The sequence below is a fragment of the Streptomyces sp. NPDC048516 genome (genome assembly GCF_043199875.1).
Taxonomy (GTDB): domain Bacteria; phylum Actinomycetota; class Actinomycetes; order Streptomycetales; family Streptomycetaceae; genus Streptomyces.
In genome coordinates, this window is record NZ_JBICWS010000007.1 from 327,119 (window position 1) to 353,500 (window position 26,382).

The following is a 26,382-nucleotide window of genomic DNA, read 5'->3' on the forward strand; positions in this document are numbered from 1 at the left end:
CGCGCCGGAGGACCCATGAAGGACCACGCCGACCGTCTCGCCGAAGCCTGGGGCGAACTGGTCGCCACCGCCCGCAGAACCGTCACCGACGGCCTGGTCGTCGGCACCTCGGGCAATGTCTCGCGCCGCATCAAGGACCTGATCCTGGTCACCCCCAGCGGCATCCCCTACGACCGGCTCGGGCCGGGCGACACCACCGCGGTCGACCTCGAAGGACGCCAGATCATCGGCACGCTCCGGCCGACCAGCGAACTGCCGATGCATCTGGCGGTCTACCGCAGCACCACGGCCACCGCCGTCGTCCACACCCACGCCCCGTACGCCACCGCCGTCTCCACCCTCGTCCCCGAACTCCCGCCGGTCCACTACATGACCGCGGCGCTCGGCGGCCCCGTGCGCGTCGCCCCCTATGCCCTGTACGGCAGCGACGAGCTCGCCGCGAACATGCTCGACGCGCTCCGCGACCGCACCGGCTGCCTGCTGCAGAACCACGGCACCCTCACCCACGGCGACAGCCTCGACCAGGCACTGGACCGCACCGCCCAGCTGGAGTGGATGTGCCGGGTCTGGCTGACCGCGAGCTCCGTGCCCGGCCATTCACCGAACCTGCTGTCGGCCGGACAGCTCGACGCGGCCGCCGCACAGCTGCGGGGCTACGGCCGGCAGGGCTGAGCCCTCATCGTGGACGGCGGCGCGGCCCCCGCCCGCCGTCCACCGCCCGCCATCCGCCCGGCCGCCCCAGGTCACCCGCCCGGCACCGCCAAGTGGCCGCTCCCGCCACCGCTGCGCACACTGAACAGGTGCGCCTGGTTACCGCGGCGGCCGTGGCCGCCACCACTGTGATCGGTGCCGGGGCGGCCGCCGTGGCGGTCGGCCGGTACGCCGGTGACATTGCCCTGAAACCGTCGCCCGAGGACCCCTTCCCGGGCGACTCCCGTCTCACCGTGCACTCCGCCACCGAGAACCGCATCGCCCTCACCCGCAGTCTGGCGACCCTGCGGCCCGGCACCTACGGGCTCACCGGCTCCGGCTGCCACGCGGTGGTCGGCGATGTCATCCACGGCGTACCGCACCCCGCCGACGCGGTCGTACGGCGCCTGGTGCGGGTCACCCACGGCACCCTCAAACCGGGCAACAGGATGCGGCTCACCCCGCAGGTGCACCTCGGCAACCCCCGCGACGCCCTCGGCCTCGACTGCGCCGATATCGATGTCCCCGGTGAACTCGGTGCCCTCCCGGCGTGGTTCCTCCCCGGCGTACGCGACACCTGGGTCATCACCGTCCACGGGCTGGGCACCACCCGCCGGCACCCCATGGTGGTGATGCCGTTCCTGCACCGCCACCGGTTGCCCGTCCTCGACCTGGCCTACCGCAACGACGTCGGCGCCCCGCGCACCGCCGACGGCCTGAGCCACCTCGGCGACACCGAATGGCGCGACCTCGACGCCGCGATCCGCTACGCGGTCCGCTACGGCGCCCAGGACATCGTCCTCCACGGCTGGTCCACCGGAGCGACCATGGCGCTGCGCGCCGCCGCCCACTCCGCGCTGCGCGCCCGGATCAGCGGCCTGGTCCTGGACTCCCCGGTCCTCGACCGGGGCGCCACCATCCGGGCGCTGGCGGCCGCCCGGCGGGTCCCGCGCGTCCTGCTGCCGCTGGTCGTACGCGCCGCCGAAGGCGCCACGGGGATGCCCGTCGACCGGCCCGAGGCCATCGACCCGGACGGGCTGAACGTCCCCATCCTGCTCTTCCACGGGCCCGACGACCTCATCGCCCCCTGGTCGGCCTCCCGCACCCTCGCCGCGCGCCGCGCCGATCTGGTCACCCTCCAGCCGGTCCCGCACGCACCGCACGCCGCGATGTGGAACGCCGACCCGACGGGCTACGAAGAGGCACTGCGGCGCTTCCTCACCCCGCTCATGTGACACCCGCCCCGCCGGTCCGCCGCCCCCGCCGGGAGCCGGCGCCCGGTGACGCCCGGGCATACGGGGCGACAACTCCCCGCATCAGGGACGGGTCGGCAGGATGACATGGCCCCGGCAGGTCGCAGGCGGGGTTCCGATTGGGCTTTCGGGCCGACAGCGGCAACACTGCTCCTGTGACGTCCCGTACCCCGCGCGACTCCCGGCTCCGCATCGTCCCCCGTCAACCGGTTGCGGCCGCCCGCCGGGCGGTGACAACCCGGACCAAGCGTCCGGCGCCCCGCCCGCCCGAGGGCACGCCGCCGCCCGCGGAACTGGCCCGGCAGGCCCGGACCGTGCTGGCCGGCGCTGCCCGCCTCGCACGCTGGGCCGACGGCGCCGCGCTGCGCGCCGGAGCGGACGGGGCGCTGCCGAAGGCCGCGGCACAACGCGCCGCCGGGGCTTTGGGCCTGACGCCGCAGCAGGTCCGCACCGACTGGGACCGGGCCCGGCTCGCCGGTCTCGTCGAGCTCCACGACGGTCTCGCCCGTCCCGGCTGGCGGCTGCGCGCCTGGGACCGCGACGACACCGCCGTGCTGCGCGGCTGGGTCGCCCTCTTCGACGCCTGGTCGCTGGCCCGCCCCGCGCCGGCCACCGCCGGCCCCGCGATAGTCGCCGAAGTCGTCGAGGCGCTGCCGCAGTTGTTGTCCCTGCTGCACCTGTCGGCCGGGCCCGTCCGCCTGCCGGTGCTGCTCGACATGCTGGACCAGCGCGTCGCCGAGCTGCGCACCGAACGCTGCGAGGTCCCCTACGGCCAGGACCCGGCCCCGGGCAGCGCCGGCCATGCCGCGCCAGCGGCCGACGACGCCGCGGGGGCGTCGCTGGCCGAGCTGCTGGGCTGGGCGCTGGACGCCCTGCGGACGGTCGGCGCGCTGGTGGCGCCGGACGGTGCGCACGACGGCGTCCACGAGGCCTTCCACGACGCGTCCGAGGCGCAGCTGACGCCGCTCGGCAACTGGTCGGTGTGGGTCAAGCTGGAGCAGATCTGCGTCGCCGCGCAGAGCCAGGCGGGCCATATCGAGCAGTCGGCGGAGGCGATGCTGCGCGGCTGTGCCCGGCTCACCCCCGGCCCGGCCCGCGCCGAGTACCGCGCCTGGCTCGCCGCCCGCTCGGTCGGCGCGGCCGTCGAGGAGCTGCTGACCGTGGCCCGCGGCGAGGACGCGCTGCTGCGCGGCCTGGCCTTCGAGGCGCTGCGCGCGGTCGGCGCCCCGGCCGAGCCCGCCGTACGCGCCGCGGCCGACGAACCGGGCCTGCGGCCGTACGCCCTGCTGTGGCTGGTCGAGCACGAGGGCGGCGACCCGGAGACCGCACCCGATGTGCTCACCCGTGAGGAGTCGACCTGGCTCTGGGTGGACACCGCGGCGGCCGTCGCCGACCACGGCGAGACCCAACTCCTGGTGCGGCACCTCGACTCGGCGGTCCAGGGCTCGGTGCCGCGCCTCCTGGAGGAGGTACGCGCCATCGGCCACCCCCGCACCGTCCAGGTACTGGTGGCCCTGGCCGCGGCCCACCCCGACCCGGCACTCGCCAAGGCGGTGCGGCGCGCGGCGTTCCAGGTCCACACGGGCGGCGTCTGATCCCACGTTTTCGGCTTCCCGCCGTGGGGGTTCCTCGCCGTTTCGCGCCCGCTGCGCGGTGCGCCCGCCGTGTTACCTGCGGCGGGCGGGTGCGCTGCGCGGGCCGTGGGTGCGGTGACGGGCCTCCGGGGGCAGGGCGTGGGGACGTGCAGCGAAGCAGTCCGGCACCCCACCCGCGCGGGCCCGTCACCGCACCCCGGGCGCCCCGCGCGGCGCACCGCGCCGCGCGGCGGGCGATGAACGGCGAACCACCACCCACGTCGGGCCTGACGAAAACCTGGGAGGAAACCACTTGCATAGGGCCGTTAGACTGCCTCCCATGGCAGTTCTCCCTTGGGTTCATTAGACGGCGCAGCCCGCTCTCGGACCGTCCGTCCAATCCGCCGTCTTCCTGCCCTGGAGTTTTTCCGTGATCACCGCCTCTGGCCTTGAGCTGCGCGCCGGCGCCCGCATTCTCATCGAGTCCGCTTCCTTCCGTATCGCCAAGGGCGACCGCATCGGCCTGGTCGGCCGTAACGGCGCCGGCAAGACGACCCTCACCAAGGTGCTGGCGGGCGAGGGCATCCCCGCCTCCGGCACGGTCACCCGCTCCGGCGACGTCGGCTATCTGCCGCAGGACCCGCGCACCGGCGACCTCGACGTGCTGGCCCGCGACCGCATCCTGTCCGCCCGTGATCTGGACAGCGTGCTGCGCAAGATGCGCGAGAACGAGGACCGGATGGCGAACGGCAAGGGCGCCACCCGCGACAAGGCGATGCGGAAGTACGAGCGCCTGGAGACCGAGTTCCTGACCAAGGGCGGGTACGCCGCCGAGGCGGAGGCCGCGACCATCGCCGCCAGCCTGGGCCTGCCCGACCGCATCCTCGGCCAGCCGCTCCATACGCTCTCCGGCGGTCAGCGCCGCCGCGTCGAACTGGCCCGGATCCTCTTCTCGGACTCCGACACCCTGCTGCTCGACGAGCCGACCAACCACCTCGACGCCGACTCCATCGTCTGGCTGCGCGACTACCTCAAGACCTACCGCGGCGGCTTCATCGTGATCTCTCACGACGTCGACCTGGTCGAGACCGTCGTCAACAAGGTGTTCTACCTCGACGCCAACCGCTCGAACATCGACATCTACAACATGGGCTGGAAGCTCTACCAGCAGCAGCGCGAGGCCGACGAGAAGCGCCGCAAGCGCGAGCGGCAGAACGCCGAGAAGAAGGCCGCGGCGCTCAACAGCCAGGCCGACAAGATGCGGGCCAAGGCCACCAAGACCGTCGCCGCCCAGAACATGGCCAGGCGCGCCGACAAGCTGCTCGCCGGCCTGGAGGCGGTGCGCGCCTCGGACAAGGTCGCCAAGCTGCGCTTCCCGGACCCGGCGCCGTGCGGCAAGACCCCGCTCACCGCCGAGGGGCTGTCGAAGTCCTACGGCTCCCTGGAGATCTTCACCGACGTCGACCTGGCGATCGACAAGGGCTCCCGGGTCGTCATCCTCGGTCTGAACGGTGCCGGCAAGACCACCCTGCTGCGGCTGCTGGCCGGCGTCGAGACACCGGACACCGGCGAGGTCCGCCCCGGGCACGGCCTCAAGCTCGGCTACTACGCCCAGGAGCACGAGACCCTGGACCCGGACCGCACGGTCCTGGAGAACATGCGCTCGGCCGCCCCGGACATGGACCTGGTCGCCATCCGCAAGACGCTGGGTTCCTTCCTCTTCTCCGGGGACGACGTCGACAAGCCCGCCGGGGTGCTCTCCGGCGGTGAGAAGACCCGGCTCGCCCTGGCGACGCTGGTCGTCTCCTCGGCCAATGTGCTGCTGCTCGACGAGCCCACCAACAACCTCGACCCGGCCAGCCGCGAGGAGATCCTGGGCGCGCTGCACACCTTCACGGGCGCGGTGGTCCTGGTCTCGCACGACGAGGGGGCGGTGGACGCGCTGGAGCCGGAGCGCATCATCCTGCTGCCCGACGGTGTCGAGGACCTGTGGGGCCAGGACTACGCGGACCTGGTCGCGCTGGCCTGATCACGGCGTATGGATCATGCCGTATGGATCATTCGGCCGATGTGTGATCCATCATCTGAGTGAGAACGGCTCGTACATCGGCGAGTCTGCGGCATCCGGCCGGGTCCTTGGGGCCCGGCCGTCACCATTTCGGCCACCTACCGCCTGACCTGCCGCTTTTCGCACAAAACCGGGGACGGGCGGCCATCCGAAGAGGCGGAATATGGCATTCCGGCCCGCGAGGGCGGCCGCCGGAAGGCAAAGGATGTCGTACTGACCCTGCGGAATGGGTGGCCAGGAAGCCGGGGAGGGGTGATCATGAGAGTCCAGAGCGCACTTCCCACGAGGAGGCACGGGTGGCCGAGACTCTGAAGAAGGGCAGCCGGGTAACCGGCGCCGCGCGCGAGAAGCTCGCGGCAGACCTGAAGAAAAAGTACGACTCCGGTGCGAGCATCCGGGCGCTGGCCGAGGAAACCGGCCGCTCCTACGGATTCGTGCACCGGATGCTCAGCGAATCCGGTGTGGTCCTGCGCGGTCGAGGCGGAGCCACAAGGGGCAAGAAGGCCGCATCGGCCTGACGGCTGCGACTCCGGGTGCAACGGTGTCCCCCCGGTCGACCGAGCGGTCGACCGGGAGGTTACCGTTCAGTCACTTACGCACGCAGGTGCGGACGGCTGACTCGGAGGCGCTGATGACTCTGCTCGACAAGGACGGTGTGCGACTCACCGTTGACGGTGCGATCGCCACGGTGACCCTCGCCAACGCAGCGAAGCGCAATGCGCAGTCACCGGCCATGTGGCGGGCGCTCGCCGAGGCGGGTTCGCTGCTGCCGGGAAACGTGCGGATCGCGGTGCTCCGTGGTGAGGGCCAGTCCTTCTCCGCCGGCCTCGACCGTCAGGCGTTCACGCCCGAAGGCTTCGACGGCGAGCCGTCGTTCATCGATCTGGCGCGCGGCACCGACAGCGCGCTGGACGCCACGATCGCCGAGTACCAGGAAGCGTTCACCTGGTGGCGGCGCAACGACCTGGTGTCCATCGCCGCCGTGCAGGGCCATGCCATCGGCGCGGGCTTCCAGCTCGCCCTGGCCTGCGATCTGCGGGTGGTCGCGCCCGACGCCCAGTTCGCCATGCGCGAGACCAGCCTGGGACTCGTACCGGACCTGACCGGTACCCACCCCCTGGTCGGGCTGGTGGGCTACGCCCGGGCGCTGGAGATCTGCGCCACGGGCCGCTTCGTGCATGCCGAGGAGGCCGAGCGGATCGGCCTCGCCAACCTCGTCGTGCCCGCGGACCAACTCGATGCCACGGTGACCGACCTGGCCGCCGCGCTCACCGCCCCGCCGCGGGACGCCGTCATCGAGACCAAGGCCCTGCTGGCCGGCGCCGCGGGCCGTACGTACGAGGAACAGCGCACCGCCGAACGGGCCGCGCAGGCACGCCGGCTGCGCGACCTCGCGGGCGTGGGGGAGTAACCCCGCCGCACCCCTCTTACTGACGGGCGTCCCTTCCGGCCGGGGGCGCCCGTCAGCTCCGTTCCACGGCGGTGACCAGCACGGCAACCGTCGACGGCGCCGCCGGTGCGGCGGCCACCGCCTGCCGTACGGCACTCGAGACGTCCAGGGCCCGGTGGCCGGGCGCGGTCGCCAGCTGGACCAGCACATGGCCGTCGGTGTACCGCACCGCACGGGACGCCCCGCCGAGCACCGGAGCCAGCCGGGCCACGCCCGGTACGCCCCGCGCGACGGCGGTGATCCCCGCCAAGCCCTCCTGTGTCGCACCGCTGCCCTCATCCGCCGCGGGAGCGGCAGGCGGCCCCTGCGTACGGCCGGGGGGCGGCGACGGTGCCTCGCCCTCTTCCAGCAGCTCGCTGACCTGCAGATCCACCACACCCACCACCAGCCCCAGCTCCTGGACCGAGGCCTCCAGCAGCGCGGTGCGCACCTGGTCGGCGACAGCGGGCAGCGGCCGGCCGGCGACCGCGGCGAAATCCGCCTCGATCCGCAGCGGGCCTGGCGGCAGCGCGCTCGGCGGGGCCGGCACCGCGGGCTGTGGGGCCCGGTCCGGGTCGGCGACGGACAGCCGCAGCGTGCCGAGGTGCACCCCGGCCGGTGTCCCGGCGGCCGCCCGCAACGCCCCGGCGGCCGCCTGCTCGGTGATCCAAGCTCCGTCCGCGGGCCCGCCGAGCGGCAGCACCCGGCCGATCCCGAGCTGTACCCGCACCGCCTGCGCCCACTGGTTCGCGGCCACCGCGTCACCCCTTTCCCGGCAGGTCCCCGGACCCGTTCCGGGCACCTCCCGCACACCACGTCACCAGCCTGCCGCAGACCTGCCCCTACGGCCGGTATGGCGGGGCGGTGTGCCGGGCGCCGCCGTGCGGAGCACTCCGCTGCCACGTCCCCGGAGCGGCCCGGGGGATGCGGACCTACTGTGGGCAACGGAGCGGGTGGACCGCTTCTCCTCGCGGAAGCGGACCGCTTCTCCTCGCGGAAGGGACTACGGCGATGAGCGAGAGCCAGCAGCATGCAGAGGCGCCCCGGACTCCTGCCAAGCGGGGTGGCGGCGACCCCGCGACCCGTGGGCGGACCACCATCGCCGACGGCGTGGTCGAGAAGATCGCCGGTCTGGCGGCCCGGGACGTCCTCGGTGTGCATGCCATGGGCAGCGGCCTCGCCCGTACGCTCGGCGCGGTACGCGACCGGGTGCCCGGCGGCGGCAGGTCCGCGACCGCGACCCGCGGGGTCAAGGCCGAGGTCGGCGAGGTGCAGACCGCGCTGGACCTGGAGATCGTGGTCGACTACGGCGTCTCCATCGCCGATGTGGCGCGCTCCGTACGGGAGAACGTCATCTCCGCGGTGGAGCGGATGACGGGCCTGGAGGTCGTCGAGGTCAATATCGCGGTCAGCGACGTCAAGCTGCCCGACGAGGAAGACGAAGAAGAGGGAACGGAGCCGCGGCTCCAGTAGCCGGGCCCGTCCGGAGCGGTAGCGAAGGAGCGCACGATGAGCATGGCCGTGGTCGGCCTCTTGGCCGGTATGGCACTGGGCTTCGCCGGATATTTCGGCGGCTTCGGCGCCTTCGTACTGGTGGCGGCGCTGGGCGCCATCGGCTTCGTGGCCGGCAGACTCCTGGACGGGGATCTGGAGGCCGGCGATTTCTTCCGTCCGCGCCGCGGCGACCGCGACGAACGGCGGCGGTGAAGCCGGGTGGCGACGGTGTCCCCGGCCGCCGCTGCCGCCACCGTGGCGGCGGGCGAGCGGGGCGCGACCAGCATCGCGGACCGGGTGGTGGCGAAGATCGCCGCACAGGCGGCCCGGGAGGCGCTGCGCCGGCAGTCCCCGCAGACCCGCACCCAGGCACATGCGACGGTGACCGTGCACCGACGCGATGACCGCCGGCACTTCGGCGAGGCGCGGGTGCGCATCGCCGTGGAACTGGGCTACCCCTCCGACCTCGGCGCCCAGTGCCGCGTGGTACGCCGTCACGTCACCGAGCAGGTCAAGGCGTTGGCGAGCATGGAGGTGCCCGAGGTCGCCGTGGAGGTCGAGCGGCTGCACTCCCGGCTTCAGGAGCGTACGGGCCGTGGGAGGGTGCGATGAGCGACGACGCGGAGCAGCCGGACACCCGGCGGATGCCCACCCTCGACAAGACGCCCGACGCCACGGACCGGGGGAGCGGGTCCGGCCCGGACCCGGCCGCGACGGACCGGGTGGACGACGGCCGCACCGGGCGCTTCTGGTCGGCCCGCCGGGTGCCGGCCGCGGTGGTCGCGCTGGTGCTGCTGGCCGCCGCCGGACTGCTGCTCTACGACGTGGTCGCGGTGCGCGTCCATCACCCCGCGATGGCCTGGCGCCGGTGGCTCGCCCGCGAGCTGGCCACCCTTCACCTCGACAACCCCTGGGTGCTGGCCGCCGCCGCTCTCGCGCTGGTGCTCGGCGTCTGGCTGATCGTGCTGGCGCTCACCCCCGGGCTGCGCCAGGTGCTGCCGATGCGGCCCACGGCGCCGGACCTCCGGGCCGGGCTGGACCGGGCGGCCGCCGCGCTGGTGCTGCGCGACCGTGCCATGGAGGTGGCCGGCGTCCAGTCCGTACGGATGAAGGTCGGCCGCCGCAAGGCGAAGGCGCACGCCGTCTCGCACTTCCGTGAGCTGGACGAGGTCCGCGCCGACCTCGACATCGCGCTGGGCGAAGGCCTGCGGCAGCTGGGGCTGGCGCACCGGATCGGCCTGACCTTGCACGTCCGGCGCCCGAAGAAGAAATGAGGCAGCGATGCGCAGGGTCGGCAGAACGATCAACCGGGTACTGCTCGGCGTGACCGGCGTGGTGCTGCTGGGCACCGGTGGCCTGGTGCTGTTCGGCGGCCTGGACCTGCCCGCGAGATGGCGGGTGCGGCTGCCCGCCCACTGGCCCTGGTCCCGCCCCGGCGGCGTACTGCTCGCCGAGCGGCAGCGCACCCGCTGGACCGGCCAGGGCTGGTTCTGGCCCGCCGTGATCGCCGTCCTGGCCGTCTTCGTGCTGCTGATGCTGTGGTGGCTGCTGTCCCAGCTGCGGCGGCACCGGCTGAACGACATCCTCGTCGACAGCGGTGACGGCGAGGGCGCCACCCTGCGCGGCCGGGCGCTGGAGGGCGTCCTCGCGGCCGAAACCGAGTCGCTGGAAGGCGTCGACCGGGCCGGGGTGCTGCTGACCGGCCGCCGGAGCGAACCGCGGATCCGGGCCCTGCTGTCCCTCGCCCCGCACGCCGATCCGGGGACCGTGGTCCGCCGCCTGTCGGACGAGGCGGTGACCCACGCCCGCCGCTCGGCCGGGCTCGGCCGGCTGCCGGGGGACGTCCGGCTGCGCGCGGTCAAGCACCGGCCCGAGCGGGTCAGTTAGGGCGGGCGGGCCGGCCGGGGCGACTCCCGCCGGGCGTGCCGGTCCGGTCCTCATGAGCAGTCCCCGGCCCGGCCGGCCGGCGGGCTCCCCGTCAGAAGCCGTGCCGGGCCCCGCCGTCCACCGGCACCATCACCCCGGTGACATACGACGCGGCCGGCGACAGCAGGAACGCCGCGGCCCGGCCGAACTCCTCGGGTGTGCCGTAGCGGCCCAGCGGGATCGCCGCGGAGTTCCGTGCGCGGGTGCCCTCCGGGTCGCCGGAGAGCGCGTCGAGCTGGGTCATCCGGTCGGTGGCGATCCGGCCCGGCAGGACACCGAGGACCCGGATGCCGCGCGGGCCGAGCTCGACCGAGAGTGACTTGGCGAAGCCGGCGAGGCCGGGGCGGAGCCCGTTGGAGACGGTCAGCCCGGGGATCGGCTCATGTACCGAGCCGGACAGTACGAAGCCGATCACGCCGCCCTCCGCCAGCTCGGCGGCGGCCGTGCGGGCCAGCCGTACCGCGCCGAGGAAGACCGACTCGAAGGCCTGCTGCCACTGGTCGTCGGTGTTGTCGAGGGCGCCGCCGGGCGGCGGGCCGCCCACGCTGATCAGCACGCCGTCCAGGCGGCCGAAGCGCTCCCGGGCCGCGGCCACCAGGCGGTCCGGGCCCTTCGGGTCGGCGTTGTCGGACGCCACCCCCAGGGCGCGTTCGCCGAGCGAGGCCGCGGCCGCTGCCGCGCTCTCCTCGGTGCGTCCGGTGAGCACGACGTTGGCGCCGTCGGCGACCAGTTCACGGGCGGTGGCGAAGCCGAGGCCGCGGGTCGCCCCGGTGACGAGGTACGTCCGGTCGGTGAGTCCAAGATCCATGGCCCTAGTCTGCCCCTGCCCCGTCCTGCAGCCCGAAGGCGGTCCCCACCAGGCCGATATGGCTGAACGCCTGCGGATAGTTGCCCAGCTGGCGGCCGGCCACCGGGTCGTACTCCTCGGAGAGCAGCCCCACATCGTTGCGCAGGTCCAGCAGCCGTTCGAACATCTCGTGGGCCTCGCGCCGCCGTCCGCTCATCCGCAGCGCGTCGACGAGCCAGAACGAGCAGGCCAGGAAGGTGCCCTCGTCGCCGGGCAGCCCGTCGACCGAGCCGCCCTCGGTGCTGTAGCGGCGCACCAGACCGCCGTGGCTCAGCTCCCTGCGTACCGTCTCGATGGTGCCGGCGACCCGCGGGTCGTCACCCGGCAGAAAGCCGACCCGGGGGATCAGCAGGGTCGCCGCGTCCAGTTCCGCGGACCCGTAGAACTGGGTGAAGGTGCCGCGGCCGGCGTCATAGCCCCGCTCGCACACCTCCCGGTGCACCTCGTCGCGCATCGCCCGCCAGCGGTCGACGTCCCCGCCCAGCTTCGGATTGGCCTCCAGCGCCCACACCACCCGGTCGGCCGCCACCCAGGCCATGACCTTGGAGTGCACGAAGTGCCGGCGCGGCCCGCGGATCTCCCACAGCCCCTCGTCGGGGTCGCGCCAGGTGGACTCCAGATAGTCGACCAGCGCGCGCTGGATGCTCCAGGCGTGCGGCTCCGACGGCAGCCCGGCCGTGCGCGCGATGTGGAAGGAGTCGAGCACTTCGCCGTAGACGTCGAGCTGACGCTGTTCGACGGCGGCGTTGCCGATGCGTACGGGCACGGAGTCGGCGTATCCGGACAGCCACGGCAGCTCGGCCTCCGGCAGCCGCCGCTCACCCGCCAGCCCGTACATGATCTGCAGATCGTCGGGGGCGCCGGCCACCGCACGCAGCAGCCAGTCCCGCCAGGCACCGGCCTCCTCCAGATATCCGGCGGAGAGCAGCGAGTTCAGGGTGAGGCTGGCGTCGCGCAGCCAGCAGTAGCGGTAGTCCCAGTTGCGTACCCCGCCCAGCTCCTCGGGCAGCGAGGTGGTGGGGGCCGCGACGATGCCGCCGGTGGGCGCGTAGGTGAGCGCCTTGAGGGTGATCAGTGAGCGCATCACGGCCTCGCGGTAGGGGCCGTGGTAGCGGCAGCGCCCGGACCAGGTGTGCCAGTCGTCCAGGGTGTCCTGAAGCGCCTCGAAGGGGTCGATCTGGACCGGCCGGGGCTCGTGCGAGGGGTGCCAGGTCAGCACGAACGCGGTGCGTTCGCCCGCGGCGACGGTGAAGTCCGAGCGGGTGCTGAAGTCCTTGCCGTAGGTGGTGCTTTGGGCCGGGGTGCGCAGCCATACCGAGTCCGGCCCGGCGACCGCGACCCGGCAGCCCTCGGTTGCCCGCACCCAGGGCACCGCCCGGCCGTAGTCGAACCGCAGCCGCAGCACGCCCCGCATCTCGACGCTGCCGCTCAGGCCCTCGACGATCCGTACGACATCGGGCTGACGGTCGCGCTGCGGCATGAAGTCGATGACCCGGACGCTGCCCGTGGGGGTCTCCCACACCGTGTCCAGGATCAGCGAATCACCGCGGTAGGAGCGCTCCGCGCGGGCCTCGGAGGAGCGGGGGGACAGCCGCCAGTGGCCGTTGTCCTTGTGGCCCAGAAGCGCGGCGAAGCAGGCCCCGGAGTCGAAGCGGGGCAGGCACAGCCAGTCGATGGAGCCGTCGCGGCCGACGAGTGCGGCGGTCTGCAGATCGCCGATGAGCGCATAGTCCTCGATATGTGGGTGCACTCAGCGCCTTTTCCCGCACGGCTGCGGCGCCACGCGCCGTGGCGGCTGTACGGGCTACGACGTGGCCGGCACCGGCTTCGTGTCGTCGGTCTCAGGAGCCTTGGCAGCCTCAGGAGTCTCCGGGTCCGGTCCGGCCTCGGCTGCCTCCTTCTCCTTGGCGGCGGCCTCCGCCCGGTCGCGCCGCTCACGGCGCACCAGGATCACCCAGCCGACCGGCACCGCCGCCGCGAACAGCCACCACTGGACCGCGTACGCCATGTGCGGCCCGATGGAGTCGTGGTCCGGCTCGGGGACCAGCTCCGGCTTGCCGCCGGGCGGCTCGGGCCCGGTCTGCTCGATATAGCCGCCGAGCAGCGGCCGGCCGACCCGCTTCGCCTGCTCCTTGCTGTTGATCAGCATGATCTGGCGGGCGGGCAGGCCCTTGGTGTCCTTGATGCCGCTGAAGGCGGTGGTCTCGTCGGCCATCATCCGGCCGGTCACGGTGACCTTGCCCCGGGGGGCGGCCGGGACGTCCGGGAACCGGGTGAGGTCGTTGCCCGCCGAGATCCAGCCGCGGTTGACCAGCACGGCCCTGCCGTCGCCGAGGACCAGCGGGGTCAGTACGTAGTAGCCGATGCTCTGCTCGTCGGCGGCGGTGCGCTGACGGACCACGACCTCGTGCGCGGTGTCGTAGGTGCCGGTGGCGGTGACCGTGCGCCACATGTCGTGCCGGGGCAGGGTCCGGCCGGGCGCGGTCAGCTCGGTGACCGGGACCGGCCTGGCGGCCAGGCTGCTCGCGATCAGCTGGTTCTGCGCCACCTTGTGCTCATGGCGGTGGAGCTGCCAGAAGCCCAGCTTGATCATGACGGGGATCAGCACGAGAGCCACGAGGGTGAGGATCACCCACTGCCGGGACAACAGGAAGCGGTACACGGCTTCGACGGTACCCGGGCCGTTGCCGCACCCGAGCCGGGGGTCCCCGGTAGGGGCCGGGGGAGGGGCCGGCCGGGCGGCCGCCCGGCCCGGTCCGGGCGGTCCCTTCGGATCAGAGCCGATGGGATCAGACCCAGGTGGCATCAGACGGGACCGGGCGGGACCGGGCGGGCTCAGACACGGTCGACGATGCCCACCCTCCCGTCCGACCGGGCGCAGTGCGCACCGCAGTACCACTGCCCGTCGGCTTCCACGCCCTGGCCGATGATCTGGCACCGGCAGTGCTCACAGATCGGCGCCATGCGGTGGATGGCGCAGGCGAAACAGTCGAAGACGTGCACCGCGCCCTGCGCATGCACCTCGAATGTCATGCCGTATTCGTTTCCGCAGACCTCACAACGTGCCATGCGCCACAGGGTGCGGGCGGCGCCCCTGCGGGGCGAGGTGCCGACGGGTGTGTTGGACGGGCTTCACCCGGACGCAGGCGCCGATGCCGCCGGCTCGACGTCCTGCAGCAGCTGCATGAAGGCGGCCTCGTCGATCACGACCGTGCCGTACGAGGCGGCCTTGGCCGTCTTGGAGGTCCGGGCGTCGGGGTCGTTGGTCACCAGCAGGCTGGTCAGCCGGGACAGGCTCGTGGCGACATGGAGCCCGGCCTCGACGGCCCGGTCCTCCAGCAGCTCGCGGTCCACGGAGGTGTCGCCGGAGAAGGCCACCCGCATCCCCTGGACGAGCCGGCCACCCGCCTCGTAGCGCCCCGGGTTGGGGTAGGGGCACGCCGGGCGCCTACGGGAGGGCCGCCAGGACGTGGGGCGGTATGCCGAGGCGGTGGCGTGCTGCCGGGGCGCGGGGGCGTCCGACCACTCCGTCAGCGGCTGACAGCTCATCAGCGGCAGCCGCAGATTCTCCTGTGCGGCCCGCCGCAAACCGGGACGGAACGCCTCGGCCAGCACCCGGGCGTCGTCCAGCGCGTGGTGGGCGCGCTCCTGCACCACGCCGTAATGCGCGGCGAGGGATTCCAGCTTGTGATTGGGCAGCGGGAGCCGCAGCTCCTTGGACAGGGCGATGGTGCACAGCCGCTGCTGGACCGGTGCCGTCGCCGCGGCGCGGGCGTACTCGCGGGCGATCATCGACCAGTCGAACATGGCGTTGTGCGCGACCAGTACCCGGTCCGCCAGGCGCCGGGACAGCTCCGGGACGACCTCCGGGAAGAGCGGGGCATCGGCCAGCACGGCGCTGGTCAGACCGTGGATCCAGACCGGCCCCGGGTCCCGCTGCGGGTTGACGAGGGTGTACCAGTGGTCCTGGACCTCGCCCTGTGCGTCGAGTTGGTACACCGCGGCGGAGATGATCCGGTCGTCGCGGGCCAGGCCCGTGGTCTCGACGTCGACCACCGCGTATCCCTGGGGATATGCGGACGGCCAGGGAGCCGGCGGCGTCTGCGGGCCCGGCTGCTGCCCGATCTTCGGCGCGATCGGGTCGGCTGCTGCCATACGGTCTTCGAGCATGGTCACTGAGGATACGGGCCACCACTGACAGCCACCGAACCGGCGTGGGGCGCGCGGGGGCGCTCGCACGCCCCACGTGCCGCGCGGCCCGCTCCGCAGACGGACGACGGGAGGCCGGCGACACCTCTGGGCCGCCCCTGGCCCCGGGGCCGGCGGCGAAGTTGACGGCGGGCCGGAAGCCGGTCACCGGCGCCGGCGCCGCAGGCCCGCGGAGACCGGAAGGCGCCCCTAGGCCGCCAGCTGCCGCGCCGTCTGCGCCACTTCCTCCACCGAGCCGTCCCCGCCGACGCTCACCCGGTGGAGCGTGGCGCCCGGTCTGCGGGTGACGACTTCCACGAGGCGGCCGTCGGTGAACACCCCGGCGGCGCCGTCGTCGACCGCCCAGCCCCCGGGCAGCGCACGGTCGTTGACCGCTGCGAGATAGCCGGGCCTGCGCTCCGGTTCGCCGTCGTAGTGCGGGCACAGGCTGCCGGGCAGCAGTCCGAGCCCGTCGGCCAGCGGCACGGGCGGGCCGAAGGAATCGGAGAAAGCGGTCTCGAACCAGCAGCAGGCCCCGGCGCTGATGCCGCACAGCAGCACCCCTGCCGCGTACGCCTCGCGCAGGATCGCGTCCAGGCCGTGCACCCGCCAGACGGCAAGCATGTTGGCGGTGTTGCCGCCGCCGACGTAGACGATGTCCTGGGCGAGGACGAATGACCGCAGATCGGTCACGGTGCGCCGGAACAGCTCCAGATGGCTCGGTTCGCACCCGCGCCCGGCGAACGCCGCGTGGAACCCCTCGATGTACCCCGGCGCGTCACCGCTCGCGGTCGGCAGGAAGCAGACCTTCGGCCGGGGCCGCCCGGCGGTCTCCAGTACGAAGTCGTCCAGCAGGGTGTCGGGGTCGTCGGAGAAGCCGCCGCCGAGCAGGGCGATGGTCGGTGTACGGGTCATGGAACCTCGCTTCCGGTCGTCGCGGGGACCTGCCCCCGGGCCGCCGTCACGACGCAGCTGACGGCACGTCTTACATACTTATCGGTAACAACCCCTAGCGGCACCGCCGTCCACGCCTTTATGGTGCGGGACATGCCGCACCTGCCCGATGTCCTGTTGTGGTCCATACCGGCCTTCGTCCTGCTCGCCGTGATCGAGATGGTGAGCTACCGCCTCCATCCCGACGAGGAGGCGGAGGGCTACGAGGCCAAGGACGCTGCCACCAGCGTCGGCATGGGCCTGGGCAGCCTCGTGTTCGACGCGCTGTGGAAGATCCCCATCGTGGCGATCTACGCCGCGGTCTACGAGCTCACGCCGCTGCGGATACCCGTGGTGTGGTGGACGCTGCCCCTGATGCAGCTCGCCCAGGACTTCTTCTACTACTGGTCGCACCGCGGCCACCACGTCATCCGCGTCCTGTGGGCCTGCCACGTGGTGCACCACTCCAGCGAGAAGTTCAACCTCAGCACCGCCCTGCGCCAGCCCTGGACGACCTGGACCGTCTGGCCCTTCTACGTCCCGATGATCGCGCTCGGCGTCCACCCGGCCGTGATCGCCTTCACCTCCGGCGCCAACCTCGTCTACCAGTTCTGGGTGCACACCGAGCGGATCGGCAAACTGCCCCGGCCCTTCGAGTTCGTGCTCAACACCCCCTCCCACCACCGGGTCCACCACGCCTCGCAGGGCGGCTACCTGGACCGCAACTTCGGCGGGGTCCTGATCATCTGGGACCGGATGTTCGGCTCGTTCGTGGCCGAAACCGAGCGGCCGGTCTACGGCCTCACCAAGGACATCAAGACCTTCAACCCGCTGCGGGTGGCCACCCATGAGTACGCCGCGATCGCGCGCGACATACGGGCCGCGGACAGCTGGCGCGAGCGCGCCGGGCGGGTGTTCCGCGGGCCGGGCTGGCAGCCGGCCGGGCGGGCCGCCGCGGGGCAGGCCCCGGCGGACGGACGGCCGGGGGCCGAGGCGCCGGCCTCCGTCGGGGAGCCGGCCGCATGAGGGCGCGGTGGCCGCGGGCCGTCCGGCCGCTGCTCTGGGCCTTCGCCGCACTGGCCGTCGTACACCTGGGGGCGCTGCTCGGCGGCGTCACGATCGTCGGACAGATCACCAAGCCCGCGCTGATGCCGGTGCTCGCCGCCTATGCGCTGGCGCGCGGCGGCCCCCCGCTGCTCGCCGGTGCGCTGCTGTGCGGCTTCGGCGGGGACACCTTCCTCCAGATCGGCGGGGACGTCGCCTTCCTGGTGGGGATGGGCTCGTTCGCCGCCGGACACGTCTGCTATCTGCTGCTGTTCGCCCGGCACGGGGCGGCGCCGGAGGCCGGATGGCGGGGGCGGACGGTTGCCGCCGCCGCTGCGTATGCCGCGCTGCTCGCCGGCACGGTGGTGCTCCTGTGGCCGGACCTCCCGGCCGATCTGCGGATCCCGGTGGCCGGCTACAGCCTGCTGCTCACCGCGATGGCCTTCGGCGCGCTCCGGGCGGGCGCCCTGGCCGCCGCCGGCGGGCTGCTCTTCCTGCTCTCCGACACCCTGATCGCGAGCGGCATCGCCCACTGGCCGCAGCTGCCCGCCCCGCAGTTCTGCATCATGTTGACCTATGCCGCGGCCCAGTACGCGCTGTCCTGCGGTGTGCTGCGCGCGGCCGGCACCGCTCCCCGGACCGCACCGGAGGCCGGTGCGGCGCGGGCCCGGGTGGCCGGACGCACCGCCGCTTGAGTCTCCCTCCGTGGGAGACCCGAGAGTGGACGGCATGTACGAGGACGGCACGGGTCTGCTCACCATCGGCGCGCTGGCGCGCCTGACCGGCGTTCCGGTCAAGACCATCAGGAATTGGTCGGAGCAGGGCCTGTTGCCGCCCGCCGCCCGCACCCCCGCGGGCTACCGGCTGTACGGCGCGGACGCCCCGGCCCGCCTGGAGATCGTGCGCAGCCTGCGCGACCTGGGCATCGGGCTGGCGGCGATCCGCTCCGTGCTGCACCGCGAGTGCACCGTCGCCGAGACGGCCGCGCAGTGGGCGGACGCGCTGGACGCACAGATACGCACTCTGCAACTGCGGCGCGCCGTGCTGCGGTCGGTCGCCACGCGGGGGAGCGCAGCAGAGGAGCTGCCGACCATGACCGAACCGGCCCGCCTGTCGGACCAAGAACGCCGCCGCATCATCACGGACTTCGTCGAGGACGCCCTCGACGGTGTGCACGCCCCCGCCTACCGCAGCGGCCTCCTGGCCGCCGTGCCCGAACTGCCCGACGACCCCACCCCCGAGCAGATCGACGCCTGGACCGCACTGACGGCCCTGGTGCGGGGCCCGGAACTACGGTCGGCGCTGCGCCGGCTGGCCGAGTACAGCGCGCGCACCGGGCCGGCGGCGAGCGGGGCGCACGCCGCGGGGCGGACGCCCGCCGCCCAGGAACAAGCCGCCCAGCAGCAGGCCGCGCAGGAGCAGGCCGCGCAGGAGCAGGCCGCGCAGCAACAGGCAGCAGTGCGCGTCGCGGAGCTGATGCGGCGGCGCGGGGAGGAGGCCGTCGCGGCCGGCATCGCCCCCGACTCCCCGGCCGCGGAGCCCTTCCTCGCCGAGCTGATCGCGGCCTGGCTCCCCACCCAGGCCGGCACCCCCGACCCACCCGCCGAGGACGGCCCGCAGGCCCGCGGCCGGCTGCTGGAGCAACTGGAGACCGCCGCCGAGCCGGCCGTCGAGCGCTACTGGCAACTGCTGTGCACCGTCACCGGCCGGCCCGCCCCGCCCCGCTGGGACCTCGCGGGCACCTGGACCGCGGCCGCGCTGCGCGCCCACCCCCGGCCGTACGAGCTGGACCGGTCCGCTTTCGACGGCACCGACCCGGACCGGGTGATGGACGCCTACGAGCAGGTGATCCGGGACGTGTCCGCGGTGGTCGCCGCCGTCCGGCCCGAGGACTTGGACCTGCCGACACCGTGCGCGGGGTGGAGCGTACGGCAGTTGCTCGACCACATGGTGTGGGAGAACCTGATGGCCACCTCGATCGCCGAGGACGCCCCGCGCGACGACCTCGCCGCCGACCACCTCGGCGACGACCACCGCGCCGCCTTCGAGGATTCCGCCCGCGCCGCCCTCGCCGCCTTCACCCGCAGCGGGATGCTCCGGCGCACCTACGGTCCCTACGAAGCGCCCGGCGCGATGCTCGTCCAGCAGGTGGTGGTCGAACTCCTCGCACACGGCTGGGACCTGGCCCGGGCGACGGGCGCACCGACCGGTCTGGCACCCGCGGTCGCCGAGGAGACCCTGGCGGCGGCCCGCCGGATCTACGGTGCCGCACCGCGCACCGAGGGCGGCTCGTTCGCCCCCGAGCGCCCCGCCCCGCCCGGCGCGCACGCCACGGACCGGCTGGCGGCCTTCCTCGGCCGCGACCCGGCCTTCCCCGGCCGCGACCGGGTTGCCCCCGGCCGCCGATCCGGTTGTCCCCGGCCGCGCCCCGGCCTGACCGCCCCGCTCACCCCGGGCCCGCCCGCACCCGCAAGGCAAAGGGCCGGGTGACGCTCCACCCGGCCCTTCCCCGTAACTCTCCCGGACGGTCAGGGAGTTACTTCTTCACCGCGTCCAGCGCATCGACGATGCCGTAGCCGAAGTGGCTGTTGACATGCTTGGTGCCGGTGCAGGTCGCGTCACCCGTGGGGCACCCGGGGTTGTCCGCCTGCTCCTTGAGGAGCCACTGGATCTCCTGCGGGCTGGACTTCGGGTGGGTGCTCTTGAGCAGCGCCGCGACGCCCGCGACGTGCGGGGTCGCCATGGACGTGCCGGCCAGGTAGGCCCAGTCACCGCCCGGCATGGTGGAGAGGATGTTGCCGTTCTTGGCGGGCAGTTCGGGCACCTGCCGCGAGTCACCGCCCGGCGCGGACACATCGATCTGACCGAGGCCGTAGTTCGAGTAGTACGACTTGAGCTTGTTGACTCCCGCCGCCGCGACCGTCACCGTGCCCGGCAGCTGGGTGGGAACGTCCCAGCAGGTCTTCGGGTTGATGGTGCGCTCGACCGGGGTGGAGTCGTTCGGGCTGGAGGCGTCGGGCAGCTGGGGGGCCGCCAGGTCGAGGCCGGAGTTGCCCGCCGCGGCGATGTTGAGCGCCCCCTTGCGCTGGGCGTAGCTCGCCGCACGGCCGACCGCGTCGATGATGGCGGCCTGGTCGGCGTCGTCCTTGCAGTTGAACATCCACGGGTCGACGTAGTAGCTGTTGTTCGTGACCTCGACGCCGTGGTCGGCCGCGAAGACGAAGGCGCACACCACGCTCTCGGCGTAGAAGAGGCTCGTCTCCGGCTCGCTGACCTTGAGGGCGGAGATCTTCACGCCCGGCGCGACCCCCGCCACGCCGACACCGTTACGGGCCGCGGCGATCGTGCCCGCGACGTGGGTGCCGTGGTAGTCCTCGTCCGGGTTCCAGGGCCGCCAGGCGCCCTTGCGGGTGTCGGCCACGCCGCCCACGCAGTTGGCGGACTGCTTCGCGGAGAAGTTGGCCTTCAGGTCGGGGTGGGTGTCGTCCACACCGGTGTCGATGATGGCGACGGTGACCTTCTTGCTGCCCGGGTTCACCTTCGCGGCCTTGTCGGCCTTGATGGCGGGCAGGTCCCACTGCAGCGGTTCGAGCGGTTCCTCGCCGTTCGCCTTCGCCGCCTTGCCGGCCGCCGTCAGCTGGGACTTCGGCAGGTCGATCTTCTGCGGCTTGCCGATGTCGGTGGTGCCCTGCGCCTTCAGCGGCGCGGTACGGGTCGCGCCCGCCGACTGCACGCCCGGTACCGCGCGCATCGACGCGGCGAACCCGGGGTTGGCCGAGTGGACGACGATCACGCCTATCCGTTCATGGGCGATGACCACCTTCCCGCCGGCCTTGGCTATCGCCTTCTCGACCTTGCCGGCCATGGCATGGCCGGGCGTGGTGTTGACGACGTACGACAGCAGCGGGCCGTCGGCCGAGAGCGCTGCGGCCGGGGCGGAGTCCTGGGACGCGGCGGTGGCCGCGTTCGGGAGGAAACCGAGAGACGCCGTCAGAGCCAGTCCGAGCGGTACGGCCAGCGCCCGCATGCGTCTGGATCGGGGATGTGCCATGGATACTCCACATCATCCGTGAGACCGCCCGTGCGCGGGTTGCGCACGGGCGGTTGCAATGAGATGTGAAGTTATCGGCGACCACTCGTGCGCAGCAATGGACTACGGAGAAAAAACAGGGCGAAAACCCGCCAGGAGTGTGAAATTGATAGTGTGTCAGCCGATTTCGTCCGTCTTGGACGCCTGCCAGGTCCGGTCTAGCCGTCGCGTCGCAGGGTGGTGATGCTCAGCGGGGGCAGCGCGATCCGCGGTCCGTACCAGCGGCGCGCGACGGCGGCCGTCCCCGGCCGTGGTTCCGGCGGGGCGGGGGCGAGCGGCGCCGGCAGCCGGATGCTGCCGTAGGGGCGCCGGCGGGGAACGGGGGGCTGCGGGGCCTGCTGTGGCGGCGGATTCACACCGGGCTCAACGAAGCGCCCCGCGCGCGGTGGCGGTCCGGCGCGGGCATTCCCCCGGTTTCTTCTGGGATTCAACCAACGGACCCCTGTCGTATCGTCTGACGCGCCTCTACCATGCGTGATCCAGATCACTTACGTGAGCTTTACCGTCGGCCGGGCTCTTCCCGGGCCGATCCGCCGGACCGGCCCGGGCCCGCCCCTTCGCGTCAGGAGATTCCGTGAGCGCCGCACCGACCCTCGACCCGGGGACGCATGAGCCGCCCGACTACATCCAGGTGCAGTCGAGTGCGGAATTCGATGAACTCCGCCGGGCACACCGCTCGTTCGCCTTCCCGCTGACCGTCGCCTTCATCCTCTGGTACCTCGGGTACGTGCTGCTGTCGAGCTACGCCGGCGGCTTCATGGGCACCAAGGTCCTCGGCCATATCAATGTGGCCTTCGTCCTCGGCATCGCCCAGTTCGTCACGACCTTCCTCATCGCCTGGTGGTACGCCCGGCATGCCGCCACCCGGCTCGACCCCAAGGCCGAGGCCATCAAGTCCCGCCTGGAAGGTGACGCATGAGCCCCCTGCGGCATTCCCTCGCGCTCGACCTGGCGGCCGGCGGCGCGGGCGAGCACCGCACCCTGATCGTCACCCTCTTCGCGGTCTTCGTCGCCGCCACCCTCGGCCTCACCGTCTGGGCGGGCCGGCAGACCAAGGGCGCGGAGGACTTCTACGCCGGCGGCCGGCAGTTCAGCGGATTCCAGAACGGCCTGGCCATCTCCGGCGACTACATGTCCGCCGCCTCCTTCCTCGGCATCGCCGGCGCCATCGCCCTCTTCGGCTACGACGGCTTCCTCTACTCCATCGGCTTCCTCGTCGCCTGGCTCGTCGCGCTCCTCCTGGTCGCCGAACCGCTGCGCAACTCCGGCCGCTTCACCATGGGCGACGTGCTCGCCTACCGGATGCGCCAGCGCCCGGTCCGCACCGCCGCCGGCACCTCCACCATCATCGTCTCGATCTTCTACCTGCTCGCCCAGATGGCGGGCGCGGGCGCCCTGGTCACCCTGCTCCTGGGCATCACCAGCGAGGCGGGCAAGATCCTGGTCGTCGTCCTCGTGGGCGTCGTGATGATCCTCTACGTCACCATCGGCGGGATGAAGGGCACCACCTGGGTCCAGATGGTCAAGGCGGTCCTGCTGATCGCCGGCACCCTGCTGATCACCTTCCTGGTGGCGCTCAAGTTCCACTTCAACCTCTCCGACCTGCTGGGCGCCGCCGCCGAGAACAGCGGCAAGGGATCCGCCTTCCTGGAGCCCGGCCTCAAGTACGGGGCCACCGCCACCTCGAAGATCGACTTCATCTCGCTGGGCCTCGCCCTCGTCCTGGGCACCGCGGGCCTGCCGCACATCCTCATCCGCTTCTACACGGTCCCCACCGCCAAGGCCGCCCGGAAGTCCGTGAACTGGGCGATCGGCATCATCGGCGTCTTCTACCTGATGACCATCGCCCTCGGGTTCGGTGCCGCGGCCCTCATCAAGCCAGGGACGATCACCGCGTCCAACAAGGCGGGCAACACCGCGGCCCCGCTGCTCGCCCAGGAGATCGGCGGTGGCGCGGGCTCCACCGGGGGCGCGATCCTGCTCGCCGTCATCTCCGCGGTCGCCTTCGCAACCATCCTCGCGGTGGTCGCCGGCCTCACCCTCGCCTCGTCCTCGTCCTTCGCGCACGACCTGTACGTCAATGTCCTGCGCAAGGGCAAGGCCACCGAGAAGGAAGAGGTCGGCGCGGCCCGCTGGGCGACCGTCGGCATCGGCGGTGTCGCCATCGTCCTGGGGGTCTTCGCCCGCGGCCTGAACGTCGCCGGCCTGGTGGCGCTCGCCTTCGCGGTCGCCGCCTCCGCCAACCTCCCGACCCTCCTGTACAGCCTGTTCTGGAAACGCTTCACCACCAGGGGCGCCCTGTGGTCCATCTACGGAGGCCTCGTCTCCTCCGTCCTCCTGGTCCTCTTCTCCCCGGTCGTCTCCGGCAAGGAGACCTCGATGTTCCCCGGCGCCGACTTCGACGTCTTCCCCCTGGAAAACCCGGGGCTGATCTCCATCCCGCTGGGCTTCCTGCTCGGCTGGCTCGGGTCCCTGCTGTCCAAGGAGGAACCGGACGTGAAGAAGTACGCCGAACTGGAGGTCCGCTCGCTGACCGGGACCGGAGCACACTGAGGCGGCCTCGCCGGCGGCCCGGCTGAGCCGTCCCTACAGGGCCCGGGCGGGGTGGCATCGTAGATCTCTACGACTCCACTCCGCCCACCTCGTGCTTCTCCTCCCTGCTCGCTGTCACACCTATCGCGTAGTCTCGAAGACGTACTGATCCACCGAAGGAGAGGTACCGAGCCAACACTCTTGGGGAGGGGGCCCAGTGCTCATCGACACTTACGGTCGTGTGGCCACCGACCTGCGCGTTTCACTCACCGACCGGTGCAATCTGCGATGTACGTACTGCATGCCGGAAGAGGGTCTGCAGTGGCTGGCCAAGCCCGATCTGCTCACCGACGACGAAATCGTCCGGCTGATCGGCATCGCCGTACGGGACCTGGGCATCGAAGAGGTCCGCTTCACCGGCGGTGAACCGCTGCTCCGCCCCGGCCTGCCCGGCATCGTCGAGCGCGTCGCCGCCCTCGCCCCGCGCCCCCAGATGTCGCTGACCACCAACGGCATCGGCCTGCAGCGCACCGCCGCCGCACTCCGCGACGCCGGCCTGGACCGCGTCAACGTCTCCCTCGACACCCTGCGGCCGGACGTCTTCCAGGCCATGACCCGCCGCAAGCGGCACGACGATGTCCTGCGCGGTCTGGAGGCGGCCCGCGCGGCCGGTCTGACCCCGGTCAAGGTCAACACCGTCCTGATGCCGGGGCTCAACGACGACGAGGCCCCCGACCTGCTGGCCTGGGCCCTCGCCCATGACTACGAGCTCCGCTTCATCGAGCAGATGCCGCTGGACGCCCAGCACGGCTGGAAGCGCGACGGCATGATCACCGCGGGCGACATCCTCAGCTCGCTGCGCACCCGCTTCACGCTCACCCCCGAGGGCCAGGACGAGCGGGGCTCCGCGCCCGCCGAACGCTGGATCGTCGACGGCGGGCCGCACCGCGTCGGTGTGATCGCCTCCGTCACCCGCCCGTTCTGCCGGGCCTGCGACCGTACGCGGCTGACCGCCGACGGCCAGATCCGCACCTGCCTGTTCGCCACCGAGGAGACGGACCTGCGTACCGCGCTGCGCTCCGGAGCCCCGGATGACGAGATCGCCCGCATATGGGAGCGCGCGATGTGGGGCAAGAAGGCAGGCTCCGGCCTGGACGACCCCTCGTTCCTGCAGCCGGAGCGTCCGATGTCCTCGATCGGCGGCTGAGCCGGTCCGGCGTCAGCGGCCTGCGTCAGCGGCCTGCTCAGCGGCCTGTGTCCGTGACCTGCGTCAGTGAGCGGCGTCGGCGACCTGCGTCAGTGACCGGCGGCCGACGACGCCTCCCACTCCTCCAGCGTCACGACGTCCTTGAGGAATCCGCGCACGCCGAGGAACTGCGACAGGTGCTCCCGGTGCTCCTCGCAGGCCAGCCAGGTCTTGCGCCGGTCGGGAGTGTGCAGCTTCGGGTTGTTCCAGGCCAGCACCCATACGGCGGCGGCGCGGCAGCCCTTCGCGGAACAGATGACGGTGTCCTCGGCGGGTTCCTGGGGGTTCGGGGAGTTCACGGCCTCAACCCTACGTCCTGCGCTCACAGCCCCGGGCCCCGTCTACCGCACCCCGCGGACCTGCGGACATGACGACGCCGGGCAGCCACGGGGGGAGCCGCCCGGCGTCGGTCCGTCGCTCCGACGGGGGATGCGGAGCGCGTACGCAGTATGTCACGGGGAAGGGTGCCCAGTGCACCGGAACTCCATGATTGATCTGAGCTTTTCTTGAGCTTTGCAGACCGGGCGATGATCAGCTGGGGTCATGTGGAGTTGCGGAAGAGCCCGCCGCCGGCCGCTCCGGAACGGACTCGGCCGGAGCGTCGCCGGCTCCCGGCGTCAGCATCGGCCGGGTGGGGCCCGCGACAAAGGTCTTCGGGAGCGAAGGGGCGTTCTCCCGGCCCGCGTTGGCGATCACCACCGCGATATAGGGCAGTGTCAAACCGAGCACCAGGGTCGCGATGGCGACGGGCCGTTCGATGTTCCACAGCACGACGGTGAGCACGACGGCCACGGTCCGTACCGCCATCGAGATCACATACCGCCGCTGCCGTCCGCGCACATCCTCGGACAGGCCCTGCCGTGCCCCGGTGATCCGGAAGGCCTGGCCGCTGCTCTGCTTCCGCATCACGTTCCACCGCCCGCTCAGTCGTGCCGGATTTTCCCCGGTATCCGGTCGGTTTCCACGGTACGCCGCGACTGCGCCGCCTTCGAGACCGGGTCATGCCCCGTTCCGGCGGAGTCCGTCACCCCGTTCCGGCGGGATCTGCCACCGCGTTCCCGTGGGTCT

The 26,382-nt window shown here is 72.6% G+C and carries 28 protein-coding genes; 17 read left to right on the forward strand and 11 right to left on the reverse strand.

Annotated elements, in window-relative coordinates:
- The first annotated feature begins 15 nt into the window (after window positions 1–15).
- The 6 genes from ACGFR7_RS17180 (at window position 16) to ACGFR7_RS17205 (ending at window position 6,996) form a co-directional block, all read left to right on the forward strand.
- Window positions 16–672: a class II aldolase/adducin family protein gene (locus ACGFR7_RS17180; protein ID WP_393319264.1), complete on the forward strand. Its 657-nt coding sequence runs from the start codon at window positions 16–18 to the stop codon at window positions 670–672.
- Between the two features lie 128 nt (window positions 673–800).
- Window positions 801–1,925 carry an alpha/beta hydrolase gene (locus tag ACGFR7_RS17185; protein ID WP_393319267.1) on the forward strand — a complete coding sequence of 375 codons (1,125 nt, stop codon included), beginning with the start codon at window positions 801–803 and terminating at the stop codon, window positions 1,923–1,925.
- Window positions 1,926–2,098: 173 nt separating this feature from the next.
- The gene (locus ACGFR7_RS17190; RefSeq protein WP_393319270.1) at window positions 2,099–3,538 is read left to right on the forward strand and encodes a hypothetical protein; all 1,440 of its coding nucleotides are present in this window, start codon (window positions 2,099–2,101) and stop codon (window positions 3,536–3,538) included.
- Window positions 3,539–3,947: 409 nt separating this feature from the next.
- Window positions 3,948–5,546 (forward strand): ABC-F family ATP-binding cassette domain-containing protein, encoded by a 1,599-nt coding sequence (locus tag ACGFR7_RS17195; RefSeq protein WP_393319273.1) that lies wholly within the window; start codon window positions 3,948–3,950, stop codon window positions 5,544–5,546.
- Between the two features lie 335 nt (window positions 5,547–5,881).
- Complete coding sequence (locus ACGFR7_RS17200; RefSeq protein WP_006606369.1) at window positions 5,882–6,103, forward strand: helix-turn-helix domain-containing protein; 222 nt, start codon at window positions 5,882–5,884, stop codon at window positions 6,101–6,103.
- Between the two features lie 113 nt (window positions 6,104–6,216).
- Window positions 6,217–6,996, forward strand: coding sequence for an enoyl-CoA hydratase/isomerase family protein (locus ACGFR7_RS17205; RefSeq protein WP_393319277.1), 780 nt, complete (start codon window positions 6,217–6,219; stop codon window positions 6,994–6,996).
- A gap of 52 nt (window positions 6,997–7,048) precedes the next feature.
- Here ACGFR7_RS17205 and ACGFR7_RS17210 read toward each other — a convergent pair whose 3' ends face one another.
- Entirely contained in the window at window positions 7,049–7,771 is a 723-nt protein-coding gene (locus ACGFR7_RS17210) for a hypothetical protein (RefSeq protein WP_393319279.1), read from the reverse strand.
- Window positions 7,772–8,025: 254 nt separating this feature from the next.
- On the opposite strand from ACGFR7_RS17210, the gene ACGFR7_RS17215 reads away from it, so the two are divergent.
- The 5 genes from ACGFR7_RS17215 to amaP are packed head-to-tail and all read left to right on the forward strand — an operon-like array spanning window position 8,026 to window position 10,395.
- The gene (locus ACGFR7_RS17215; RefSeq protein WP_393319282.1) at window positions 8,026–8,487 is read left to right on the forward strand and encodes an Asp23/Gls24 family envelope stress response protein; all 462 of its coding nucleotides are present in this window, start codon (window positions 8,026–8,028) and stop codon (window positions 8,485–8,487) included.
- A gap of 36 nt (window positions 8,488–8,523) precedes the next feature.
- Window positions 8,524–8,721 carry a hypothetical protein gene (locus tag ACGFR7_RS17220; protein ID WP_088797070.1) on the forward strand — a complete coding sequence of 66 codons (198 nt, stop codon included), beginning with the start codon at window positions 8,524–8,526 and terminating at the stop codon, window positions 8,719–8,721.
- Between the two features lie 6 nt (window positions 8,722–8,727).
- Window positions 8,728–9,120 carry a hypothetical protein gene (locus ACGFR7_RS17225; protein ID WP_393319285.1) on the forward strand — a complete coding sequence of 131 codons (393 nt, stop codon included), beginning with the start codon at window positions 8,728–8,730 and terminating at the stop codon, window positions 9,118–9,120.
- The gene (locus ACGFR7_RS17230; protein WP_393319288.1) at window positions 9,117–9,782 is read left to right on the forward strand and encodes a DUF6286 domain-containing protein; all 666 of its coding nucleotides are present in this window, start codon (window positions 9,117–9,119) and stop codon (window positions 9,780–9,782) included. The genes ACGFR7_RS17225 and ACGFR7_RS17230 overlap by 4 nt, the downstream gene beginning before the upstream one ends.
- Window positions 9,783–9,789: 7 nt before the next feature.
- Window positions 9,790–10,395 (forward strand): alkaline shock response membrane anchor protein AmaP, encoded by a 606-nt coding sequence (gene amaP / locus ACGFR7_RS17235; protein WP_393319291.1) that lies wholly within the window; start codon window positions 9,790–9,792, stop codon window positions 10,393–10,395.
- A 91-nt stretch (window positions 10,396–10,486) separates the two neighbouring features.
- Here amaP and ACGFR7_RS17240 read toward each other — a convergent pair whose 3' ends face one another.
- The 6 genes from ACGFR7_RS17240 to ACGFR7_RS17265 form a co-directional block, all read right to left on the reverse strand.
- A complete protein-coding gene (locus ACGFR7_RS17240; protein WP_393319294.1) occupies window positions 10,487–11,242 on the reverse strand; it encodes an SDR family oxidoreductase in 756 nt (251 codons plus the stop codon).
- 4 nt (window positions 11,243–11,246) lie between these two features.
- Window positions 11,247–13,031 carry a glycoside hydrolase family 15 protein gene (locus ACGFR7_RS17245; protein WP_393319297.1) on the reverse strand — a complete coding sequence of 595 codons (1,785 nt, stop codon included), beginning with the start codon at window positions 13,029–13,031 and terminating at the stop codon, window positions 11,247–11,249.
- Between the two features lie 54 nt (window positions 13,032–13,085).
- Window positions 13,086–13,943: an SURF1 family protein gene (locus ACGFR7_RS17250; RefSeq protein WP_393319300.1), complete on the reverse strand. Its 858-nt coding sequence runs from the start codon at window positions 13,941–13,943 to the stop codon at window positions 13,086–13,088.
- Between the two features lie 173 nt (window positions 13,944–14,116).
- Window positions 14,117–14,350 (reverse strand): hypothetical protein, encoded by a 234-nt coding sequence (locus tag ACGFR7_RS17255; protein WP_030087516.1) that lies wholly within the window; start codon window positions 14,348–14,350, stop codon window positions 14,117–14,119.
- A 63-nt stretch (window positions 14,351–14,413) separates the two neighbouring features.
- Window positions 14,414–15,451, reverse strand: coding sequence for a DEDDh family exonuclease (locus ACGFR7_RS17260; RefSeq protein WP_393319302.1), 1,038 nt, complete (start codon window positions 15,449–15,451; stop codon window positions 14,414–14,416).
- A gap of 228 nt (window positions 15,452–15,679) precedes the next feature.
- Window positions 15,680–16,384: a Type 1 glutamine amidotransferase-like domain-containing protein gene (locus tag ACGFR7_RS17265; RefSeq protein WP_393319305.1), complete on the reverse strand. Its 705-nt coding sequence runs from the start codon at window positions 16,382–16,384 to the stop codon at window positions 15,680–15,682.
- A 132-nt stretch (window positions 16,385–16,516) separates the two neighbouring features.
- Between ACGFR7_RS17265 and ACGFR7_RS17270 the strand changes: the two genes are divergently transcribed.
- The 3 genes from ACGFR7_RS17270 to ACGFR7_RS17280 are packed head-to-tail and all read left to right on the forward strand — an operon-like array spanning window position 16,517 to window position 19,936.
- Window positions 16,517–17,428: a sterol desaturase family protein gene (locus ACGFR7_RS17270; protein WP_393319308.1), complete on the forward strand. Its 912-nt coding sequence runs from the start codon at window positions 16,517–16,519 to the stop codon at window positions 17,426–17,428.
- On the forward strand, window positions 17,425–18,141 hold the full coding sequence (locus ACGFR7_RS17275) for a lysoplasmalogenase (RefSeq protein WP_393319311.1): 717 nt from the start codon (window positions 17,425–17,427) through the stop codon (window positions 18,139–18,141). Before ACGFR7_RS17270 ends, ACGFR7_RS17275 begins: the two co-directional genes overlap by 4 nt.
- A 34-nt stretch (window positions 18,142–18,175) precedes the next feature.
- Window positions 18,176–19,936, forward strand: a complete 1,761-nt coding sequence (locus ACGFR7_RS17280) for a TIGR03086 family metal-binding protein (RefSeq protein WP_393319434.1) — start codon at window positions 18,176–18,178, stop codon at window positions 19,934–19,936.
- Window positions 19,937–19,982: 46 nt separating this feature from the next.
- On the opposite strand, the gene ACGFR7_RS17285 is transcribed toward ACGFR7_RS17280, so the two are convergent.
- Both ACGFR7_RS17285 and ACGFR7_RS17290 read right to left on the reverse strand, forming a co-directional pair.
- Complete coding sequence (locus ACGFR7_RS17285) at window positions 19,983–21,497, reverse strand: S8 family serine peptidase (protein ID WP_393319314.1); 1,515 nt, start codon at window positions 21,495–21,497, stop codon at window positions 19,983–19,985.
- A gap of 197 nt (window positions 21,498–21,694) precedes the next feature.
- Entirely contained in the window at window positions 21,695–21,892 is a 198-nt protein-coding gene (locus tag ACGFR7_RS17290) for a hypothetical protein (RefSeq protein ID WP_393319317.1), read from the reverse strand.
- Between the two features lie 218 nt (window positions 21,893–22,110).
- On the opposite strand from ACGFR7_RS17290, the gene ACGFR7_RS17295 reads away from it, so the two are divergent.
- From ACGFR7_RS17295 to moaA, 3 genes are all read left to right on the forward strand, one after another.
- Window positions 22,111–22,455: a DUF485 domain-containing protein gene (locus ACGFR7_RS17295; RefSeq protein WP_393319320.1), complete on the forward strand. Its 345-nt coding sequence runs from the start codon at window positions 22,111–22,113 to the stop codon at window positions 22,453–22,455.
- Complete coding sequence (locus ACGFR7_RS17300; RefSeq protein ID WP_393319323.1) at window positions 22,452–24,089, forward strand: cation acetate symporter; 1,638 nt, start codon at window positions 22,452–22,454, stop codon at window positions 24,087–24,089. Before ACGFR7_RS17295 ends, ACGFR7_RS17300 begins: the two co-directional genes overlap by 4 nt.
- 196 nt (window positions 24,090–24,285) lie before the next feature.
- Complete coding sequence (gene moaA, locus ACGFR7_RS17305) at window positions 24,286–25,275, forward strand: GTP 3',8-cyclase MoaA (protein ID WP_393319325.1); 990 nt, start codon at window positions 24,286–24,288, stop codon at window positions 25,273–25,275.
- Between the two features lie 89 nt (window positions 25,276–25,364).
- On the opposite strand, the gene ACGFR7_RS17310 is transcribed toward moaA, so the two are convergent.
- Together ACGFR7_RS17310 and ACGFR7_RS17315 are read right to left on the reverse strand one after the other, a co-directional pair.
- Window positions 25,365–25,613, reverse strand: coding sequence for a hypothetical protein (locus ACGFR7_RS17310; RefSeq protein WP_393319328.1), 249 nt, complete (start codon window positions 25,611–25,613; stop codon window positions 25,365–25,367).
- A 232-nt stretch (window positions 25,614–25,845) separates the two neighbouring features.
- Window positions 25,846–26,220 carry a DUF3099 domain-containing protein gene (locus ACGFR7_RS17315; RefSeq protein WP_393319331.1) on the reverse strand — a complete coding sequence of 125 codons (375 nt, stop codon included), beginning with the start codon at window positions 26,218–26,220 and terminating at the stop codon, window positions 25,846–25,848.
- Between the last annotated feature and the right edge of the window lie 162 nt (window positions 26,221–26,382).

Bases quoted from the DNA above. Each gene is read 5' to 3' on its own strand.
- ACGFR7_RS17300 (WP_393319323.1), top strand. From the start codon at position 22,452: ATGAGCCCCCTGCGGCATTCCCTCGCGCTCGACCTGGCGGCCGGCGGC.
- ACGFR7_RS17275 (WP_393319311.1), top strand. From the start codon at position 17,425: ATGAGGGCGCGGTGGCCGCGGGCCGTCCGGCCGCTGCTCTGGGCCTTC.
- ACGFR7_RS17180 (WP_393319264.1), top strand. From the start codon at position 16: ATGAAGGACCACGCCGACCGTCTCGCCGAAGCCTGGGGCGAACTGGTC.
- ACGFR7_RS17285 (WP_393319314.1), bottom strand. From the start codon at position 21,497: ATGGCACATCCCCGATCCAGACGCATGCGGGCGCTGGCCGTACCGCTC.
- ACGFR7_RS17255 (WP_030087516.1), bottom strand. From the start codon at position 14,350: ATGGCACGTTGTGAGGTCTGCGGAAACGAATACGGCATGACATTCGAG.
- ACGFR7_RS17215 (WP_393319282.1), top strand. From the start codon at position 8,026: ATGAGCGAGAGCCAGCAGCATGCAGAGGCGCCCCGGACTCCTGCCAAG.
- ACGFR7_RS17220 (WP_088797070.1), top strand. From the start codon at position 8,524: ATGAGCATGGCCGTGGTCGGCCTCTTGGCCGGTATGGCACTGGGCTTC.
- ACGFR7_RS17240 (WP_393319294.1), bottom strand. From the start codon at position 11,242: ATGGATCTTGGACTCACCGACCGGACGTACCTCGTCACCGGGGCGACC.
- ACGFR7_RS17315 (WP_393319331.1), bottom strand. From the start codon at position 26,220: ATGCGGAAGCAGAGCAGCGGCCAGGCCTTCCGGATCACCGGGGCACGG.
- amaP (WP_393319291.1), top strand. From the start codon at position 9,790: ATGCGCAGGGTCGGCAGAACGATCAACCGGGTACTGCTCGGCGTGACC.
- ACGFR7_RS17280 (WP_393319434.1), top strand. From the start codon at position 18,176: ATGTACGAGGACGGCACGGGTCTGCTCACCATCGGCGCGCTGGCGCGC.
- ACGFR7_RS17260 (WP_393319302.1), bottom strand. From the start codon at position 15,451: ATGCTCGAAGACCGTATGGCAGCAGCCGACCCGATCGCGCCGAAGATC.
- ACGFR7_RS17270 (WP_393319308.1), top strand. From the start codon at position 16,517: ATGCCGCACCTGCCCGATGTCCTGTTGTGGTCCATACCGGCCTTCGTC.
- ACGFR7_RS17205 (WP_393319277.1), top strand. From the start codon at position 6,217: ATGACTCTGCTCGACAAGGACGGTGTGCGACTCACCGTTGACGGTGCG.
- ACGFR7_RS17265 (WP_393319305.1), bottom strand. From the start codon at position 16,384: ATGACCCGTACACCGACCATCGCCCTGCTCGGCGGCGGCTTCTCCGAC.
- ACGFR7_RS17230 (WP_393319288.1), top strand. From the start codon at position 9,117: ATGAGCGACGACGCGGAGCAGCCGGACACCCGGCGGATGCCCACCCTC.